The 15,562-nt window shown below is 34.9% G+C and carries 16 protein-coding genes; 10 read left to right on the forward strand and 6 right to left on the reverse strand.

Annotated elements, in window-relative coordinates; all coding sequences use genetic code 11:
* Nucleotides 1-66: 66 nt before the first annotated feature.
* The gene (locus CRO00_RS13185; protein ID WP_097074130.1) at nucleotides 67-402 is read left to right on the forward strand and encodes a hypothetical protein; all 336 of its coding nucleotides are present in this window, start codon (nucleotides 67-69) and stop codon (nucleotides 400-402) included.
* A 73-nt stretch (nucleotides 403-475) separates the two neighbouring features.
* Nucleotides 476-1,429 carry a UV DNA damage repair endonuclease UvsE gene (gene uvsE / locus CRO00_RS13190; RefSeq protein WP_097074131.1) on the forward strand — a complete coding sequence of 318 codons (954 nt, stop codon included), beginning with the start codon at nucleotides 476-478 and terminating at the stop codon, nucleotides 1,427-1,429.
* 306 nt (nucleotides 1,430-1,735) lie between these two features.
* On the opposite strand, the gene CRO00_RS13195 is transcribed toward uvsE, so the two are convergent.
* Nucleotides 1,736-2,731, reverse strand: a complete 996-nt coding sequence (locus tag CRO00_RS13195; RefSeq protein ID WP_097074132.1) for an ABC transporter substrate-binding protein — start codon at nucleotides 2,729-2,731, stop codon at nucleotides 1,736-1,738.
* Nucleotides 2,732-2,874: 143 nt separating this feature from the next.
* Here CRO00_RS13195 and CRO00_RS13200 point away from each other — a divergent pair, with 143 nt between their 5' ends.
* Genes CRO00_RS13200 through CRO00_RS13215 form a run of 4 tightly spaced genes read left to right on the forward strand, consistent with a single transcriptional unit; the run spans nucleotide 2,875 to nucleotide 6,524 of the window.
* Entirely contained in the window at nucleotides 2,875-3,879 is a 1,005-nt protein-coding gene (locus CRO00_RS13200) for a FecCD family ABC transporter permease (RefSeq protein WP_097074133.1), read from the forward strand.
* The gene (locus CRO00_RS13205; RefSeq protein ID WP_097074134.1) at nucleotides 3,876-4,931 is read left to right on the forward strand and encodes a FecCD family ABC transporter permease; all 1,056 of its coding nucleotides are present in this window, start codon (nucleotides 3,876-3,878) and stop codon (nucleotides 4,929-4,931) included. The genes CRO00_RS13200 and CRO00_RS13205 overlap by 4 nt, the downstream gene beginning before the upstream one ends.
* 14 nt (nucleotides 4,932-4,945) lie before the next feature.
* A complete protein-coding gene (locus tag CRO00_RS13210) occupies nucleotides 4,946-5,776 on the forward strand; it encodes an ABC transporter ATP-binding protein (protein WP_097074135.1) in 831 nt (276 codons plus the stop codon).
* A complete protein-coding gene (locus CRO00_RS13215) occupies nucleotides 5,751-6,524 on the forward strand; it encodes a (2Fe-2S)-binding protein (protein WP_097074136.1) in 774 nt (257 codons plus the stop codon). Before CRO00_RS13210 ends, CRO00_RS13215 begins: the two co-directional genes overlap by 26 nt.
* A gap of 57 nt (nucleotides 6,525-6,581) precedes the next feature.
* Here the strand turns inward: CRO00_RS13215 and CRO00_RS13220 are convergent, their stop codons facing one another.
* Both CRO00_RS13220 and CRO00_RS13225 read right to left on the reverse strand, forming a co-directional pair.
* A complete protein-coding gene (locus tag CRO00_RS13220; RefSeq protein ID WP_097074137.1) occupies nucleotides 6,582-7,559 on the reverse strand; it encodes a diaminopimelate dehydrogenase in 978 nt (325 codons plus the stop codon).
* A 202-nt stretch (nucleotides 7,560-7,761) separates the two neighbouring features.
* Entirely contained in the window at nucleotides 7,762-8,394 is a 633-nt protein-coding gene (locus CRO00_RS13225; RefSeq protein WP_161946696.1) for a CPBP family intramembrane glutamic endopeptidase, read from the reverse strand.
* 298 nt (nucleotides 8,395-8,692) lie between these two features.
* Between CRO00_RS13225 and CRO00_RS13230 the strand changes: the two genes are divergently transcribed.
* Both CRO00_RS13230 and CRO00_RS13235 read left to right on the forward strand, forming a co-directional pair.
* Nucleotides 8,693-10,087 (forward strand): S-layer homology domain-containing protein, encoded by a 1,395-nt coding sequence (locus tag CRO00_RS13230; protein WP_097074139.1) that lies wholly within the window; start codon nucleotides 8,693-8,695, stop codon nucleotides 10,085-10,087.
* Nucleotides 10,088-10,154: 67 nt separating this feature from the next.
* Nucleotides 10,155-10,859 carry a DUF4367 domain-containing protein gene (locus tag CRO00_RS13235; protein ID WP_097074140.1) on the forward strand — a complete coding sequence of 235 codons (705 nt, stop codon included), beginning with the start codon at nucleotides 10,155-10,157 and terminating at the stop codon, nucleotides 10,857-10,859.
* 68 nt (nucleotides 10,860-10,927) lie between these two features.
* Here CRO00_RS13235 and CRO00_RS13240 read toward each other — a convergent pair whose 3' ends face one another.
* Nucleotides 10,928-11,806, reverse strand: coding sequence for a DMT family transporter (locus CRO00_RS13240; RefSeq protein ID WP_097074141.1), 879 nt, complete (start codon nucleotides 11,804-11,806; stop codon nucleotides 10,928-10,930).
* A gap of 165 nt (nucleotides 11,807-11,971) precedes the next feature.
* Here CRO00_RS13240 and CRO00_RS13245 point away from each other — a divergent pair, with 165 nt between their 5' ends.
* Nucleotides 11,972-12,886 carry a S66 peptidase family protein gene (locus CRO00_RS13245; protein WP_097074142.1) on the forward strand — a complete coding sequence of 305 codons (915 nt, stop codon included), beginning with the start codon at nucleotides 11,972-11,974 and terminating at the stop codon, nucleotides 12,884-12,886.
* A 236-nt stretch (nucleotides 12,887-13,122) separates the two neighbouring features.
* Here the strand turns inward: CRO00_RS13245 and CRO00_RS13250 are convergent, their stop codons facing one another.
* Both CRO00_RS13250 and CRO00_RS13255 read right to left on the reverse strand, forming a co-directional pair.
* Nucleotides 13,123-13,638 (reverse strand): DIP1984 family protein, encoded by a 516-nt coding sequence (locus CRO00_RS13250; RefSeq protein WP_097074143.1) that lies wholly within the window; start codon nucleotides 13,636-13,638, stop codon nucleotides 13,123-13,125.
* A gap of 14 nt (nucleotides 13,639-13,652) precedes the next feature.
* Nucleotides 13,653-14,342, reverse strand: a complete 690-nt coding sequence (locus tag CRO00_RS13255) for a B3/B4 domain-containing protein (RefSeq protein ID WP_097074144.1) — start codon at nucleotides 14,340-14,342, stop codon at nucleotides 13,653-13,655.
* 84 nt (nucleotides 14,343-14,426) lie between these two features.
* Between CRO00_RS13255 and queG the strand changes: the two genes are divergently transcribed.
* A complete protein-coding gene (gene queG, locus CRO00_RS13260; RefSeq protein WP_097074145.1) occupies nucleotides 14,427-15,557 on the forward strand; it encodes a tRNA epoxyqueuosine(34) reductase QueG in 1,131 nt (376 codons plus the stop codon).
* The last annotated feature ends 5 nt before the right edge of the window (nucleotides 15,558-15,562 follow it).

The following is a 15,562-nucleotide window of genomic DNA, read 5'->3' on the forward strand; positions in this document are numbered from 1 at the left end:
CCTATTCATGACTTTTCTGTAATAGGACAAATTATAAGTAAATTCGTTTTTAAGGAGTAAGTACTAATGACAGTTTATATTTATCAAACCTTTGAAATTAAACAAGATAAATTTAAAGAGGCAATAGAAAATTTACAAGAAATAAAAAAATACAGAAATGAACAATACGATCATACCGTTGAAGTTTTAATTCCAATCAGTGGCCACGATTACAAATACGCCATTTTAGCAACGTATGAAGGTATGGCTGAAATGGAAATTCAAAATAGAAAGATGTATGACGATGATGAGTATTTAAAATTAGTCGGGGATTTTTTCTTAGAACAAGTTGTACAAGGAACAATGTATACGCAAATGTATCGTAGTATAAATAAACAGATGGCAAATAAGAAAGATAAATAAAGGTTCATTTTAAGCGCTCATAGATCTATATTGAGCGCTAAAGTTTTATATCTAGAGAAGGTGGTGTGTCGCGATGATCCTCAGATTTGGGTATGTCTCAACAGCATTAGCATTGTGGGAAGCTTCTCCTTCAAGGACGTTAACATTTACAAATTGGAAAAAACAAGTTGAGGAAGATAGAGAAAAGAAACTTTTACATCTTACAGAGCAAAATTTAAAAAATACGATACGGATATTACATTATAATATTGCACACGGCATAGAACTTTACCGAATGTCCTCATCTCTCGTACCGCTTGCAACACACCCAGATGTTAAGTGGGATTTTATTAGCCCTTTTAGGGAGCTGTTTAAAGAAGTTGGTACTTTAGTTCAAGAAAATAATTTACGTGTAAGCTTTCACCCAAACCAATTTACTTTGTTTACAAGTCCACAAGAACATATTACAGCAAATGCAATTATTGATATGACCTATCATTATAATATGTTAGAAGCAATGGGTTTACATAAGGACGCTAATATTAATATTCACGTTGGAGGAATGTACGGAAATAAATTAGAAGCGATTATGAGATTTCATAAAAATTTTGATAAACTAGACAAAGAAATACGAATGCAAACAACTTTAGAAAATGATGATAAAACGTATACTGCAGAAGAAACGTTAGTAATTTGTGAACAGCAAAATGTCCCTATTGTATTCGATTATCATCATTATTGGGCAAACCGCCAAAATGAAAATTTTGAAGATTTACTTGAACGAATTTTTGCCACTTGGGAAAGAACGGGGAAGGTACCGAAATTTCACCTCTCATCCCCTAAGTCAGAGAAATTAATACGAGCACATGCAGATTATATTGATATAGATTTTGCGTTGCCTTTTATTAAAGCATTAAAAGCTTTTGGGAAGTCTGCAGATATCATGATTGAGGCGAAATTGAAAGACCAAGCTGCATTAAAACTTGTTGAAGAGCTTGGGAAATTGCGTGGCTTTAAAAGGATTAATGGTGGTGCGATAGAAATTTGAAATATGATGTATAAAACATGAGAGACAGCCTATACTATAAATGATTTCACTTCAATCTCTGTGATTAGGAGGGTTAACCCGATGAGTGGGATTCATTTCTAGCTCAGAAGAACCATCAAACTGAATAAGCTGTAGCTTTGTTTTCTTTGGAAAATCTTAGCGAAAAGCGAGGCAGTGTGTCATGGAGAATTTAATGTAAGTTGAAATCAAGCCCGGAATTTAATTTCCGGGTTTTTTTATGGCAAAATAAAGACTGTAGTCAACCTGAAATGACTCAGAGCGATTACAGTCTCCCATTATTACTTTTTATTTATTTTCTTCAAGAAAGAATTTTTCGATATCGTCTAACATTAAATTAGCAGCAAGTACACCACCCGCAGTATTCCAAATAGCATCATCTACTTTATGGATATTACCGGCTTTTACTGCATTTAAGTTTTGGAATAATGGATCATTAATCCACTCTTCTTCTAATTTTGTTGCTTCTCCATCACCTGTTTCGTATGAAAAATAGAAGATAATATCCCCATCCATAGCTGGAGTTCGTTCTTTTGTAACGTTTTTTTCTGCAAAGTCATCAATATTTTGTGATTCAGGACGAGCAAAACCTAATTGGTCTAAAATCACTCCAGAAAAAGAATCTTTATGATAAATACGTACATCTCCAGCCATGAAACGTACGATAGATACTTCTTTTTGTAATTGGTCTCCTAATTTATTTTGTAGATCCGTTACACGATTATCAAAATCAGCGATGATCTGTTTTCCTTCAGCTTCTTTATTGATGGCTTTTGCGTAAAGCTCAAAGTTTTTCTTCCAATCTCCACGTAAATCTTCAGCAAATACGGTTGGTGCTATTGTATTTAGTTGTTCATAGATTTTTTCATGACGCATTTTATTCCCAATAATTAAATCTGGCTGCAGGGAAGCGATTGTTTCTAAACTTGGCTCTCCTTCAGTACCAACACTTGTAACGCCATCCATTTCATTTTTGATATGATCGTACCAAGGATCTCCTAACCAAGATTCCACAGCCCCAACCGGTTTAACACCTAATGCAAGTAAAGCTTCTGTTCCTTCGTTTGTTAAAATTACAACTTTTTCAGGGGTTTTTTCTAACTCAGTAATCCCCATAGCATGTTGAACTGAATAAACTTCAGAATTAAATTCTGTTTCATCCTGCGTAGTTGTTGTAGTCTCCTTAGAAGTTTCTACATCGTTACCACAACCAGTTAGTACGATAGCTAATAGTAACAATGATGATAATAAAAAGATTTTTTGCTGTTTGATATATTTCAGCATTAAAAATAACCTCCATTTGATAATGATTTTCATTTACAATTAGAATGTTATTGGATAAAATAAATATTGTCAATAATTAATTGAAAATGATTATCAGTTGAAAGATAGACAACTGAAATAGGAATATAGGGAGATAAAATGAAATGCTGTTTTATAACATTAAGGGGAAAATAACGGGTTTAATTATTTGCATACTATTCCTTCTTTTATTCAATTTTTTAAGTATTGTGCTGGGGTATACAGATATTTCAATTCAATTAGCTATCGATGCATTTAGAAATTTCAATGGTACAAATGAACATATTATTATTCATGATGTACGCTTACCGAGAGCATTAATTGCAACTACTGTAGGTGCAAGTCTTGGTATAGCTGGTGCTTTACTACAAGCATTAACAAGAAACCCATTAGCATCACCAGATATTCTTGGATTTAATGCGGGTGCTAGTTTTGCAATTGTAGTCGCTCTTATGTTATTTTCTGTAACTTCATTACAGGTAACTACTTGGATTGCTTTTTTTGGAGCGGCAATCGCAGGTGTCATAGTCTATTTTTTAGGATCAATCGGTCGTGACGGAATGACACCAATAAAAATGACATTGGCAGGAGCTGCAATAGCTGCTCTTTTTGGATCATTAACTCAAGGATTGCTCGTTATGGATGAATCAGCATTAGACCAGGTATTATTTTGGATGTCCGGGTCTGTACAAGGGAGAAAGTTAGAATTACTTTTATCTGTTTTACCATATCTAGTAATAGGTATTTTCATAGCATTATTTATCTCAAATCAAATAAATGTCTTAACAATGGGAGAAGACGTTGCAAAAGGATTAGGTCAAAGAACAGCATTTGTCAAACTAGTTACTGGAATCTCCATAATTCTACTTGCAGGTGGTTCAGTGGCTATTGCAGGACCAATTGGTTTTATAGGAATTATCGTGCCTCATTTTGTGAAATCTTTTGTAGGAAATGATTATAGATGGATTATTCCTTACTGTGGAATAGTAGGTGGGATATTTCTTCTAATTGCTGATATAGGTGCACGTTATATTTTAATGCCACAAGAGGTACCAGTTGGAATAATGACAGCAATTGTAGGCGCACCATTTTTTATATATATAGCACGTAAAGGAAGAAAAGTAGCATGAGAAAATACATATCAGTTAGAGCTTTTCATGAAAAATTCTCTTTTTTAATTGATCGTAAAGCATTTAAATTAATCATCTTTTTCCTCCTTTTTCTTGGGCTTGTATTTCTTCTAAGTGCAGGAATGGGAGAGCAAATTTTTACACCATGGAAAGTCATACAAATATTATTAGGAAACGGGAATGCATTTGAAATGATGATTGTTCAATCATTTCGTTTACCACGAATAGTTATATCTATTTTAGTAGGGATAAGTCTTGCGGTAGCAGGAGCAATTCTTCAATCCATCCTACGAAATCCTTTAGCTTCACCTGATGTTACGGGGATAACTGGAGGGGCATCTGTTGCGGTCGTTTTGTTTTTAGCATTATTTAGTAATGAAAGTAATGTATTAACTGTGAGTATTCATTGGATGCCATTAGCTTCGTTTTTTGGTGCAGCAATAATGGGTTTTTTATTATATATTCTGGCATGGAAAAATGGATTATCACCATTTCGACTAGTCTTAATAGGGATTGGTTTGTGGGCTTTAACGAAGGCATTAACTAATTTATTTATGATTCTAGGCCCTATTCATCGAGCAAGTCAGGCAAATGTTTGGATAACTGGATCTGTTTATGGAGCTAATTGGAGTAATGTTCAAATTTTGTTCCCTATTACAATTGTTTTATTCCTTATTGCGGTAATCATGACTCGTCATTTAAATATACAGGAATTAGGAGAGGATATTGCATTAGGCGTTGGGTTAAAGATGGAAAAGCAGCGGCTAGGTCTACTGCTCCTTAGTACAGCGCTAATTGGAAGTGCTGTCGCTTTTGCTGGAGGTATTGGTTTTGTAGGTTTAATGGCACCACATATCGCTAGAAAGCTAGTTGGTTCATCATTTGGAAATTTGTTACCTCTTTCTGCGATTATAGGAGGTATCTTAGTTTTAATTGCTGATACAATTGGACGAACTCTCTTTTTACCAATAGAAGTTCCTGCTGGCGTATTTACTGCTGCTGTTGGAGCGCCTTATTTTATTTATCTTTTATATAGAAATCGAAATGTTTAAAAGGGGTAACTGTTATGACTATTATAGAAACGAAAAATCTTACCTTAACTTATGGAGAGAATATTATTTTAGACCAATTAAACCTTACAATTCCAACTGGTGAAATTACAGTTTTGATAGGTAGTAACGGTTGTGGTAAATCAACTCTACTTCGCTCAATGGCACGGTTATTAAAACCACAAAGCGGTTCGATATTATTAGATGGAGAAATGATGTTGAAGCTGTCTACTAAAGAAGTAGCGAAAAAGTTAGCTATTTTACCACAAGGACCTGTATCTCCAGAAGGTTTAACAGTAATGCAATTAGTAAAACAAGGACGTTTTCCATATCAAAAATGGTACCAACAATGGTCTTCAAAAGATGAAGAAATCGTTCATCATGCGCTACAATCTACTGGTATGATGGAATTTTCAAATCGATTAGTTGATTCATTATCTGGGGGTCAGAAACAAAGAGCTTGGATTGCTATGACACTTGCACAGGATACAGATACTATTCTATTAGATGAGCCAACCACTTATCTGGATTTAACTCATCAAATAGAAGTTTTGGATCTTTTATTTGAACTAAATGAAAAAGAAAAGCGCACAGTAATTATGGTTCTACATGATTTGAATTTAGCATGTCGTTATGCACATCATGTGATTGCAGTTAAGGATAAAGCTATTTTTGCACAAGGAAAACCAGAAGAGATTGTTAACCGGGAGTTAGTGAGAAATGTATTTAATCTAGAATGTGAAGTTGTAGCAGACCCTGTTTTTGGAACTCCGATGTGTGTCCCATATGGAAGGGGAAGATTTATTAAAGAGGTGAAATTACATGATCAATACGTTTGCACCTCATGAAATAAATGTACTAGAAAATAATTACCGGTTAACTTTTGAAAAGAATTGCTCATATTTATCTATTCAAGCAATAGATTTAGTAAACGATGAACAACTTAAAATGTTTTTAACATCTATAAAAGAAAAAACAAAGTCAGCCAACTTAGGAGTAGCTGCCTCTCTATTTGTAAAAAGATATAGCTTTGGGGTACTAATTGTACTTTATACAATGAGTGTGCTAAATAAACGAATTAACTATTTAATGGATAATGTTTCAATACAAACGCTAGATGAAAATGATAAATTATGGCTTCCAAGGATAAATTTTAACGAGATGAATTTAAGTTCAGCACCTCGAGGAGATAGATTAAATTGGGTTAGTGAAATTCTAAAAGAAATATTTTCAAATCATATAGATGTGTTGTTTAATCATTTAAATAAAGTAACGAAGCTATCAAAGAAAATAATGTGGGAAAACCTTTATACCTATATTGTTTGGATGTATAAAAATATTTTGCAGGGCACCTATTGTTGCAATAATACTCAAAATATTAAATACGATTTTGAAATGATAATGATGGGGAAAGGCGAATTATTTGGAGATTATGAAGAAAGCCCATTTATAAAGTTTCATAGTTCCATGGAATGTTCTAGTATACTAGAAGGTACTCAATTTCGAAAAACTTGCTGTTTATCTTACTTAACTGAGAGCAAGGGACTTTTTTGCAAAAATTGTCCTATTAAAAGGAAACAAAAAAATAAAAATTAGTATTGTAAAAAAACTGCAACCTATAATTAGGGTGCAGTTTATTAATTTAAGGTTAAATTATAAATAATCTCTTCTTAATTCCTCAGCTGTGCGCGGAGAAATATAACTTGGTGCTACATCAAATACAGATTTTGCTCCGAATTGATTTTCTTTATTTAATCTGAAAGCTGCGCGAGCATAAGCAACTAAAACACTTGCCGTAAATTCTGGGTTACTGTCTAATTTTAATGAGAACTCGAAAATTTGTTTATTACCATCACCAGTATTTCCTCCACGAATAACGAATCCGCCATGTGGAGCTTTTGAATGGTCGCGTTGTAATTCTTCTTCTGAGATGAAGTTTACTTCTGTGTTATAGTCAGCAAAATAGTTTGGCATCGTTTTAATTTCGTTTTCGATTTTTGCAAGATCAGCGCCTTCTTCAGCCACAACGTAACATACGCGGCTATGTTTTTCAGCAGTTGAAAGTTCAGGGTTAGAGCCACTACGAACTTTATCCATTGCTTCGTCTGAAGGAATTGTATATTGAACACCATTTTTTACGCCTTCTACTCGACGAATTGCATCAGAGTGACCTTGGCTTAATCCTTTACCCCAGAATGTATAGTTTTCTCCAACTGGTAAAATCGCGTCAGCCATTACACGGTTAATTGAAAATAGGCCTGGATCCCAACCTACAGAAATAATTGCAGTTTTATTATTTGTTAATGCTGCTTCATTTACTGAAGCAAAAAATTCAGGAATTTTAGCATGTGTATCGAAACTATCAACAGTGTTGAACATCTTTGCAAAGTGTGGAGCTTGTTCAGGTAAGTCTGTCGCAGAACCACCGCATAGAATCATAACATCAATGTCGTTTTGATAATTTGGTGCATCATCGATATGTAATGTTTTTACGCCATCAATTTGAAGTGTTTGTGGGTCACGTCTAGTAAAAACCGCTACTAATTCCATGTCAGGAGACACTTTAATAGCTTCTATTGTACCTTTTCCAAGATTTCCGTAACCAACGATTCCTATTCTAATATTACTCATAACCTAGCTCCTTTTAAAAAATAATTTACACTATTATTACATGGAAGTGTTAATAGCATTTCTAAGATATTCTTCATTATAAATCCATTAGAAGTATTTGTGAATAATAGATTTTCCTGTACTGAATTGGAGTTATTGTATACCAATTACAAGTTACATATTGATGTTAACATAAAAAGCTTGCACATAACGCGAACAAACCTTAATTAGGAACTTTCTTGTAAAAACGAATCGTCATAATGACTACTATGAACATTATTGCAGATAGAATAGTAGAAAACCATTGTACCCATACAGAAGGTGCTGTTCCTTCTTCAATTAAAAGTATTCCATCACCAATGTTTCCAGATACTCCATAAAACAGCCCATAAATTGTATTTAAGCCAAAGTGAATTCCTGTATTTGCCCAGATTGAATTTGTTTTATAGAAGGCATAAGTGAGACTAAGCCCTAATACTATGGAAAAGATTGTGTTTTGAAGGCTAAATCCTGCATACCAAACATCATCAAAGGCATATAACAAAATGGCAATGGAAAAGACAGCTGGAATAGGAATGCGATCTTTAAAGTGGTAAAACACAAGTCCCCTTGTAATCATGTCATTTATTAGGGAGCCAGTACTGAAACCAAATAAAATAATGAGAAAAGTGAAGATGCTTTCCTCAATGGATTTTACCCCTAAGAATTCAAGTTTTCCTAGAAAAAAATACATTCCAAATAATATAACCCAAAACGTTGCCCCTGTAGCAAATCCATATGTTAGGTTACGAATCGATCCCTTAAAAAAAACAACACCATAACTAGTTAATCCATCCCCATTGAAAATTTTAGCCACTCCAAGTGCAATGAGGAAAAAGGACAAGATATGAAAAAATCTAACCAGATCATTCATTGGGAAAAGGGTTGGCAGAAGATTAAAGTAAAGGCTTAAAATTAAAAATTTCATTAAAAAGTAAAAAACGTTTTTTTGCATTCAACATTCCCTTTTTCTTTTAGAGTAATAACATAACAACATTCGACAAATAGTGGAAATTCCCTTTTAAAATTATTTTATAAATTTTGTCACCTTTTCCATTTTATCGCCGTCTAATGAATGATTTGAATTTCACAGACAAATTAGGAGGATTCATTAATTGAATAAGTTTAATAAATTGTTAGTTATATCTGCAATTACAGGAAGTCTTTTGTTTACGAGCAGTTTGGCTTCTGCTGCGTCTTTTAAAGATTTAGGGAATGATTATTGGGCACAGCATGAAATTGAATATTTAGTAGATCAACAAATAATTAAAGGATATCCGGATGGTACTTTTCTTCCAGGAAAATCGATAACAAAGGCTCAAGCAGCAGTTATGTTAGTGAGAGCACTTAATTTAAGTACAAAAAACTCTAAAATAACATTTAAAGACGTCCCAAAATCCCATTCATCATATAAAGAAATAGCAGCCGTTGTGGAAGCGGGAATATTTCCAACAAGCAAAGAATTTAAACCAAATGCGCCAATGACTAGAGAATTAATGGCGGAAGTACTTGTGAATGCCTTTAAATTAGAAGGGGCAGGAACAAAGGAATTTAAAGATGTTCCAAAAACGTCAAAGAGTTACAAAGCTATATCGATCTTAGCTGAAAATGACATTACAACAGGTTCAGCAGACGGTACATTTAAGCCTGCTGCAAAAGTGACAAGAGACCAATTTTCAGTTTTCATGGCGCGTGCGTTAAATCCTGATTTTTTACCGAATCAATATAATATTCCAATGAACGTAAATCCAGTTAGTAAATTATTTGATTATGTTTTGAAAAATCCGGAAGGCGTACCAAGTTTGCTTGACTTAAAAGTAAACATAGATTTTCTAAGTTTAAGTAAGGCCATTAAAGAAATTGAATTAGTCGAAATGAAAGAAGTTGCTCGCTTAAAAGGTGTTACTGAGTTTTCCGTAAAGTTAAACGTTTCGCTAAATGATGTGAAGCAAGATTTCCTTAAAGAAGGGGAAAATAAGCTGTTCTTCTTAGTTTCTAAGAAGGGGTATATGGACTTTAAAATTGTTTCTGTTGGGAAAACCCCACATCTAAAAGAAGATGATTCTGTTGTTACTTCCAAAGAGGCAATTGCACTCATTTCTGGAGCAAATAAAGCTTATTGGTATGCTGTATCTGGTGGAGAAGGTCCAAGAGAGCTAGAAACCTTTATGAAAGGGGATTTAGAGTACCGCTACATGGGCGAAACGTTAGATTCAGAAGAAAAACTATTAAACTACTTAGGAACATGGTATTCACCAGAACAAACAGCTAAATTATTTAAAGAACTCGGTTTCATTACCCATAATGGGAAATTAGCTCAACCAAATGCAGATGGTGGAAGTCTTTTAAATTGGGAGAAAGCAACAGCAAAACTAATTAAGAGCTCAACAAAATCAAAAACATTTGAAGTAAAAGTACCAATAGCTGATTTTGGGGAATATGAAACAAACCAAGTAGACCTGCGCTTTGTAGAAGGGATAGGATGGCGAGTTAATAAGTTGGCTCGATAAACAATAAAGTGCTTCTATTATTTTAGTAGAAGCACTTCATACATACTGAGTAAAGGGAAGGGCTAATATGAGAAAAGGAAATAAAGATGTATCTTCCTCCTTAGACAAAGGGGAGGATGAATTTTCAGAATTAAAAAACAAAGGGAAATGGCGATGGTTCCATATGATTCTAGCATTCGGAATAATAATCGTAAGTGCTGCACTATGTAGTTTTTCTTCCCCTACAATGGCCGATATGTTTACAAAAATTCCAGGACTTAGTTTCATGTACTCAGGTACGTATGAAGATGTTCCGAGGAATCATTTTATACCTTCTACATTAAATTTTGGGACAATTGCTTATGGAGAAAATGGTCCGTTTAATAAAGAAGTGCAAGATCTAGTTTTTTTTGAAGGATATACGGCCGAGCTTGAAAAATTTGTGGGCTTTCCGGTACCTCAACTAGGCACGACCGTAAATAATATACGAGTGAATAAGTATGATGAAGGGGAGTTTCTAATTAAAGCTTTTGCACCTTATGAAAATGGTGCAGCATTTCTATCGATAGTAACAAACCCAATTAGTACCCCAACTATTACAGGAACAAAAAAAGATTCTGTCAAAATTAATAACTCGAAAGCAAATGTTTATACATACCAAATATCAAAAAATGTAAGCGAAGAAACTTATATCATTTGGGAACATGACAAACTTCTTTTCGTTTTAGCATCAAGTGGCATTCCATTTGATCAATTAATAAAACTGGCTAAAAAAATAGATCAACAATGTTAATAACAGCTACCAACTGTTTTCTAATAAAAAAACGCAAGAATGCTCTTAACATCCTTGCGTTTTGCAATTTATGATCGATTCGTAAGTATAACCCCGCTAATTACCGCTAATCCGCCAATCACTTGGGGAACTTGAAGCTGTTCCCCTATAAAAATTGTAGCGAATATAGTAGCAAACACAGGAATGAAGTTTAAGAAAATACTTGCACGGTTTGCTCCTATTTTTACTACGCCTGTATTCCAACTCAAGAAAGCGACAATAGAGGCAAAAACCCCAACATAAAAAATGGCACCGATTGTTTTGGGAGACCAAATAATCGCATGATCCAAAGTTACGAGTTCGTAAACAGTAAAAGGTAACAGCATAATCGCCCCAACAGCAATTGTTACTAAAAATGTGGAGAATCCAGGAAGCCTGTTTGAATATTGTTTTACAAGCAATGAGTAAATACTCCAACAAAGCACAGCTACTAATATAATTAAATCTCCTTTATTAAAAGAGAAACTTATAATATTCGAAAGTTTTCCACCTGATAAAATAAATAGTACGCCGATGATTGATATAAGCGTGCCAACCATTTGATTTTTTGTAACTCGAATTTTTAAAGCAAAAAAAGATAATATGTAAATGAAAATGGGTGTTAACGAATTCATTAATGATGCATTGATTGAAGTTGTTGAATATACCCCAATATAAACAAGTGTATTAAATGCTGCTACTCCTGTTAAAGAAAGAATGAGTACAATTTTCCAGTTATCTTTAATTTTGGGCCAATCGACTTTTAGTTTTTTATAAGCGATAGGGAAGAAAAGAATGAAGGCTACGCACCATCTTAAAAAGGCAAGGGTGATTGGTGGAATTTCCCCAGTAACTGCACGGCCGATAACAAAATTTCCTCCCCAAAGAAGTGTTGCTAAAATTAATAATAGATGTGGTGGAAATTTCATTGTATATACTCCTTATTGTCTAGGTTTCCCGTTTGAGTTGCTTGATAACCCGAAACCCATAATATGTCCATTATATCTATATAGTAATTGCTAGTTCAACTTAATATTCAGATTTTGGTAACCAATTATGATACAATCTTTTTAGGATATTGGAGGGAACAACTTATGAAAATTCGTCCAAAACGATTACAAGCAGGAGATACGGTAGGTGTTGTAGCAATTTGTAGTCCGCTTGCAATGGATACACTTCCTGAAAAGATTACACTTTTAGAAGAACTTGGGCTCAACGTTAAAATTGGTAAAACAGTGGGACTTACGGGCAAATTCTTATCAGGAACAGATGAAGAACGATTACAAGACTTGCATGAAATGATTGAAGATAAGGAAGTGAAAGGGATTTTTTGCTTGCGTGGTGGTTACGGTGCAGCTCGAATCGCTGATAAAATCGACTATCAGCTACTAACTGAAAATCCGAAAATTTTCTGGGGCTTTTCGGATGTTACTATTTTCCATAATGCATTTCAAAAGTATTCAAATATCGTAACTTTCCATGGGCCGATGTTGTCATCAGTAGTGGAGAAAAAACTAGCTGACTTTTCTAAAAGAATGTTTCATCAATTATTTACGCCCTTTGAAATTCAGTATGATGAAAAAATTGCTCCTCTTCATACGATAGTGCCTGGAATAGTGCGTGGAGAATTAACCGGGGGAAATATGCACCGTTTATTGAGCACTATGGGAACAAAATTTGAATTTGATGCGAAAGATAAAATCATTTTATTTGAAGATACCGGAGAACCATTGCAAAAAATTGATGGTATGTTAAATCAATTGCGTATTGCGCGGAAATTGGAGCAGGCTGCCGGTTTTGTAATTGGAGATTTTGCCGAATTAGAAAAAGGTGCCCGTATTGAAGATGTATGGGCAATTTTTGAAGAATACTTAAAACCTCTTAATAAACCAGCAGTAGCAGGATTTAAGATCGGACACTGTGAACCGAATATTGCTGTTCCATTAGGGGTAGATGTAATCCTCGATGCGGATACAAAACTGTTACGCATTTTACCTGGAGTAGAATAAATAAAAAAGAAGCCGCTTCTACTTAAAGAGGCGGCTTCTTTACATAACGTCTGTGAAAAATTAAGATCACTATTAAAAAGTTATATTGTATACGTTTACTATAGTTGGTTATTAGTCAAAAGTAACAAAGTAACAGGTAAATGGTAATCGGTTGACATATCAAATTATGCACGACAGGCAAAAAGTACAGACGTTATGCCTCGGTTTGGAGTCTCACCGCCCCGAGGATTATTTATTTAAAAGTAGTTCGAATCATCAAACTCAATTTCCACTTGATAATTTTTCGCGTTAATTAAGTTGGATAATCTATGAGCCTCTTTCTCTAGTTCATTTGCTCGCTCACGATATTCAGCAGGATCATACATGGCTACTTGATAGAAAATTACACTTTCACCTGTACTATGATAAAGTCTTTCTTTTTCAGACCTTCCTAAATCTTTCGCAAGACTAGCCTCTGCTCGTAATTGGGAAGCTAATTCAATCGCCTCAACAATTGGAAGTTCCTCACCTTTAAAAGAAACTGTGTTATCAATATTCGCTCGATAAATAAGCTTATCTAAGTGTCTCGCGTCTTTACGTACTTGTGCAAGTTCGTTTTCCACTTCAGCAAGGGTTCTTCCTGATGGATTTGGTTTTTCGCCTTTTTCAACAACAGCATGAGCAACTAAATGAATTTCACTAATTAACTCTTGGATTTTTTTGGATAGAATACTTTTTAATTTAATCCCTTCAGCTAGTGGAATTTTTTTCATTTTGCAACATCCCCCTATATTGATAGTACAGTTTTATTTTTCGATAAAATTGAAGTAGTAAAGTCGCCACCACTAATTTGGGTAAACATTTTGCCAGCAGTAGCTAGTAGCTGTTCACACTCGTTCTCATCAAGTGATGGTCGTAAATAAAAGATTTGAATGGCTTCCGTTGTCGTTTCTGTAACGGCAGTTCGTACTGAATCAACAAATGGACTACCAAAAGCACCTTCAGCATCTTTACTATATAATATATTTTTCAATGAATTATATCGACCATTTAACCCTTCGTAACCTGTTTCTTCATCACCTAATGCTATTTCAATGTCACCTTGTAATTTGGCTACATCATATATGCCAATTGGAATTTCGTATTGTAAGGAGAAGAAATTATTCAAATCTACAGCTGAGTGAAATGGTGTCAAATAATTTTGTTTTCCAATTCGACGCATTAAACTTTCTGCAGAGTGTCGGTATCGGTTTGGATCGGCCCCAAATGATTTCCATACTTTACGCCATTCGTTAATTCCGGGACGTTCTGTTACAGGAGTTTCCTGAAGTTCAAGAAAAAGGTTTTCTTGATAAAGTTGTGTACGTCCTTTTATCATTTGAGGAGATTCTGATACGACAATTTTGGTATAATGGATAATGCCGATTTTTAATTGGTTATTTATTGTTAGAAGTGAATCGTTTAATGAAATATTCATTGGAAATCACCTACTATTTCAAAGTTGCGCTTTGTTTTGCGCTAATTAATATATAGTTTAACAGACAAGGAGTGGAAAAGTGAAATGATTGCACAATTGCAAAAGGACTTAGTTGAATATGCAAAATCAATCGGCGTCGATAAAATCGGTTTCACCCATGCCTCTCCTTTTCAAGAGCTAAAAAACCGATTAAAACGTCAACAAGAACTAAACTATCAATCTGGTTTTGAAGAATCCGATATCGATTTGCGAACAGAGCCAAATCGTCTTCTAGATGGTGCGGAAAGTATTATAGCAATTGCCTTAGCATACCCTTCGAAAATGGAAGAGGCACCTACTGGAAAAAAAGGTGCTAGACGAGGGATCTTTGCACGTGCATCGTGGGGGATTGATTACCACGTTGCAGTACGTGAACGACTTCAACTGATTGAAGAATGGTTAAAAGAAAGAGTGCCTACTGTTCAACTAAAGTCGATGGTGGATACAGGGGAGCTAGTTGACCGCGCAGTAGCAGAACGCGCTGGAATCGGCTGGAGCGGAAAGAATTGTTCAATTATTACACATGAGTTTGGTTCGTATGTGTATTTAGGTGAAATGATCACGAATATTCCTTTTGCACCGGACACTCCGATAGAAAATGAGTGCGGGGAATGCCGTTTATGTTTAGATGTTTGTCCAACTGGTGCACTTGTTGATGCAGGACAGTTAAATTCGAAAAAGTGTGTGGCCTTTCTAACTCAAACAAAAGACTTTCTACCTGATGAATTTCGAGCAAAAATCGGGAATCGTATATACGGTTGCGATACATGTCAGACTGTTTGCCCGAAAAATAAAGGGAAAATCAATTGGATCCATGACGAGTTTAAACCGGATCCAGAGTTAGCAAAACCACTTTTACAACCATTGCTCAACCTTTCAAATAAAGAATTTAAGGCGAAATTTGGTGCAATGTCTGGCTCGTGGCGTGGCAAAAAGCCGATTCAACGAAATGCTATTATCGCTTTAGCTCATTTTAAAGAGGAAGCAGCAGTGCCCGATTTAATTGCAATCATGAAAAAAGATGAACGACCTGTTATGCGCGGAACTGCTGCTTGGGCAATCGGGAAAATTGGCGGTCCTTTAGCAGAAGAAGCACTACTTGCCGCGCGGGAGAGGGAAATGGATTCCGAGGTTGTGGCGGAGATTGAAAAGGGTCTCACGCTGTTGAATGTATAGAGAAG

This window comes from Ureibacillus xyleni (assembly GCF_900217795.1).
In the GTDB taxonomy this organism is placed as follows: domain Bacteria; phylum Bacillota; class Bacilli; order Bacillales_A; family Planococcaceae; genus Ureibacillus; species Ureibacillus xyleni.

Coding starts and splice junctions, on each gene's coding strand:
- CRO00_RS13185 (WP_097074130.1), top strand. CDS start 67: ATGACAGTTTATATTTATCAAACCTTTGAAATTAAACAAGATAAATTT.
- uvsE (WP_097074131.1), top strand. CDS start 476: ATGATCCTCAGATTTGGGTATGTCTCAACAGCATTAGCATTGTGGGAA.
- CRO00_RS13195 (WP_097074132.1), bottom strand. CDS start 2,731: ATGCTGAAATATATCAAACAGCAAAAAATCTTTTTATTATCATCATTG.
- CRO00_RS13200 (WP_097074133.1), top strand. CDS start 2,875: ATGCTGTTTTATAACATTAAGGGGAAAATAACGGGTTTAATTATTTGC.
- CRO00_RS13205 (WP_097074134.1), top strand. CDS start 3,876: ATGAGAAAATACATATCAGTTAGAGCTTTTCATGAAAAATTCTCTTTT.
- CRO00_RS13210 (WP_097074135.1), top strand. CDS start 4,946: ATGACTATTATAGAAACGAAAAATCTTACCTTAACTTATGGAGAGAAT.
- CRO00_RS13215 (WP_097074136.1), top strand. CDS start 5,751: ATGATCAATACGTTTGCACCTCATGAAATAAATGTACTAGAAAATAAT.
- CRO00_RS13220 (WP_097074137.1), bottom strand. CDS start 7,559: ATGAGTAATATTAGAATAGGAATCGTTGGTTACGGAAATCTTGGAAAA.
- CRO00_RS13235 (WP_097074140.1), top strand. CDS start 10,155: ATGAGAAAAGGAAATAAAGATGTATCTTCCTCCTTAGACAAAGGGGAG.
- CRO00_RS13240 (WP_097074141.1), bottom strand. CDS start 11,806: ATGAAATTTCCACCACATCTATTATTAATTTTAGCAACACTTCTTTGG.
- CRO00_RS13245 (WP_097074142.1), top strand. CDS start 11,972: ATGAAAATTCGTCCAAAACGATTACAAGCAGGAGATACGGTAGGTGTT.
- CRO00_RS13250 (WP_097074143.1), bottom strand. CDS start 13,638: ATGAAAAAAATTCCACTAGCTGAAGGGATTAAATTAAAAAGTATTCTA.
- CRO00_RS13255 (WP_097074144.1), bottom strand. CDS start 14,342: ATGAATATTTCATTAAACGATTCACTTCTAACAATAAATAACCAATTA.
- queG (WP_097074145.1), top strand. CDS start 14,427: ATGATTGCACAATTGCAAAAGGACTTAGTTGAATATGCAAAATCAATC.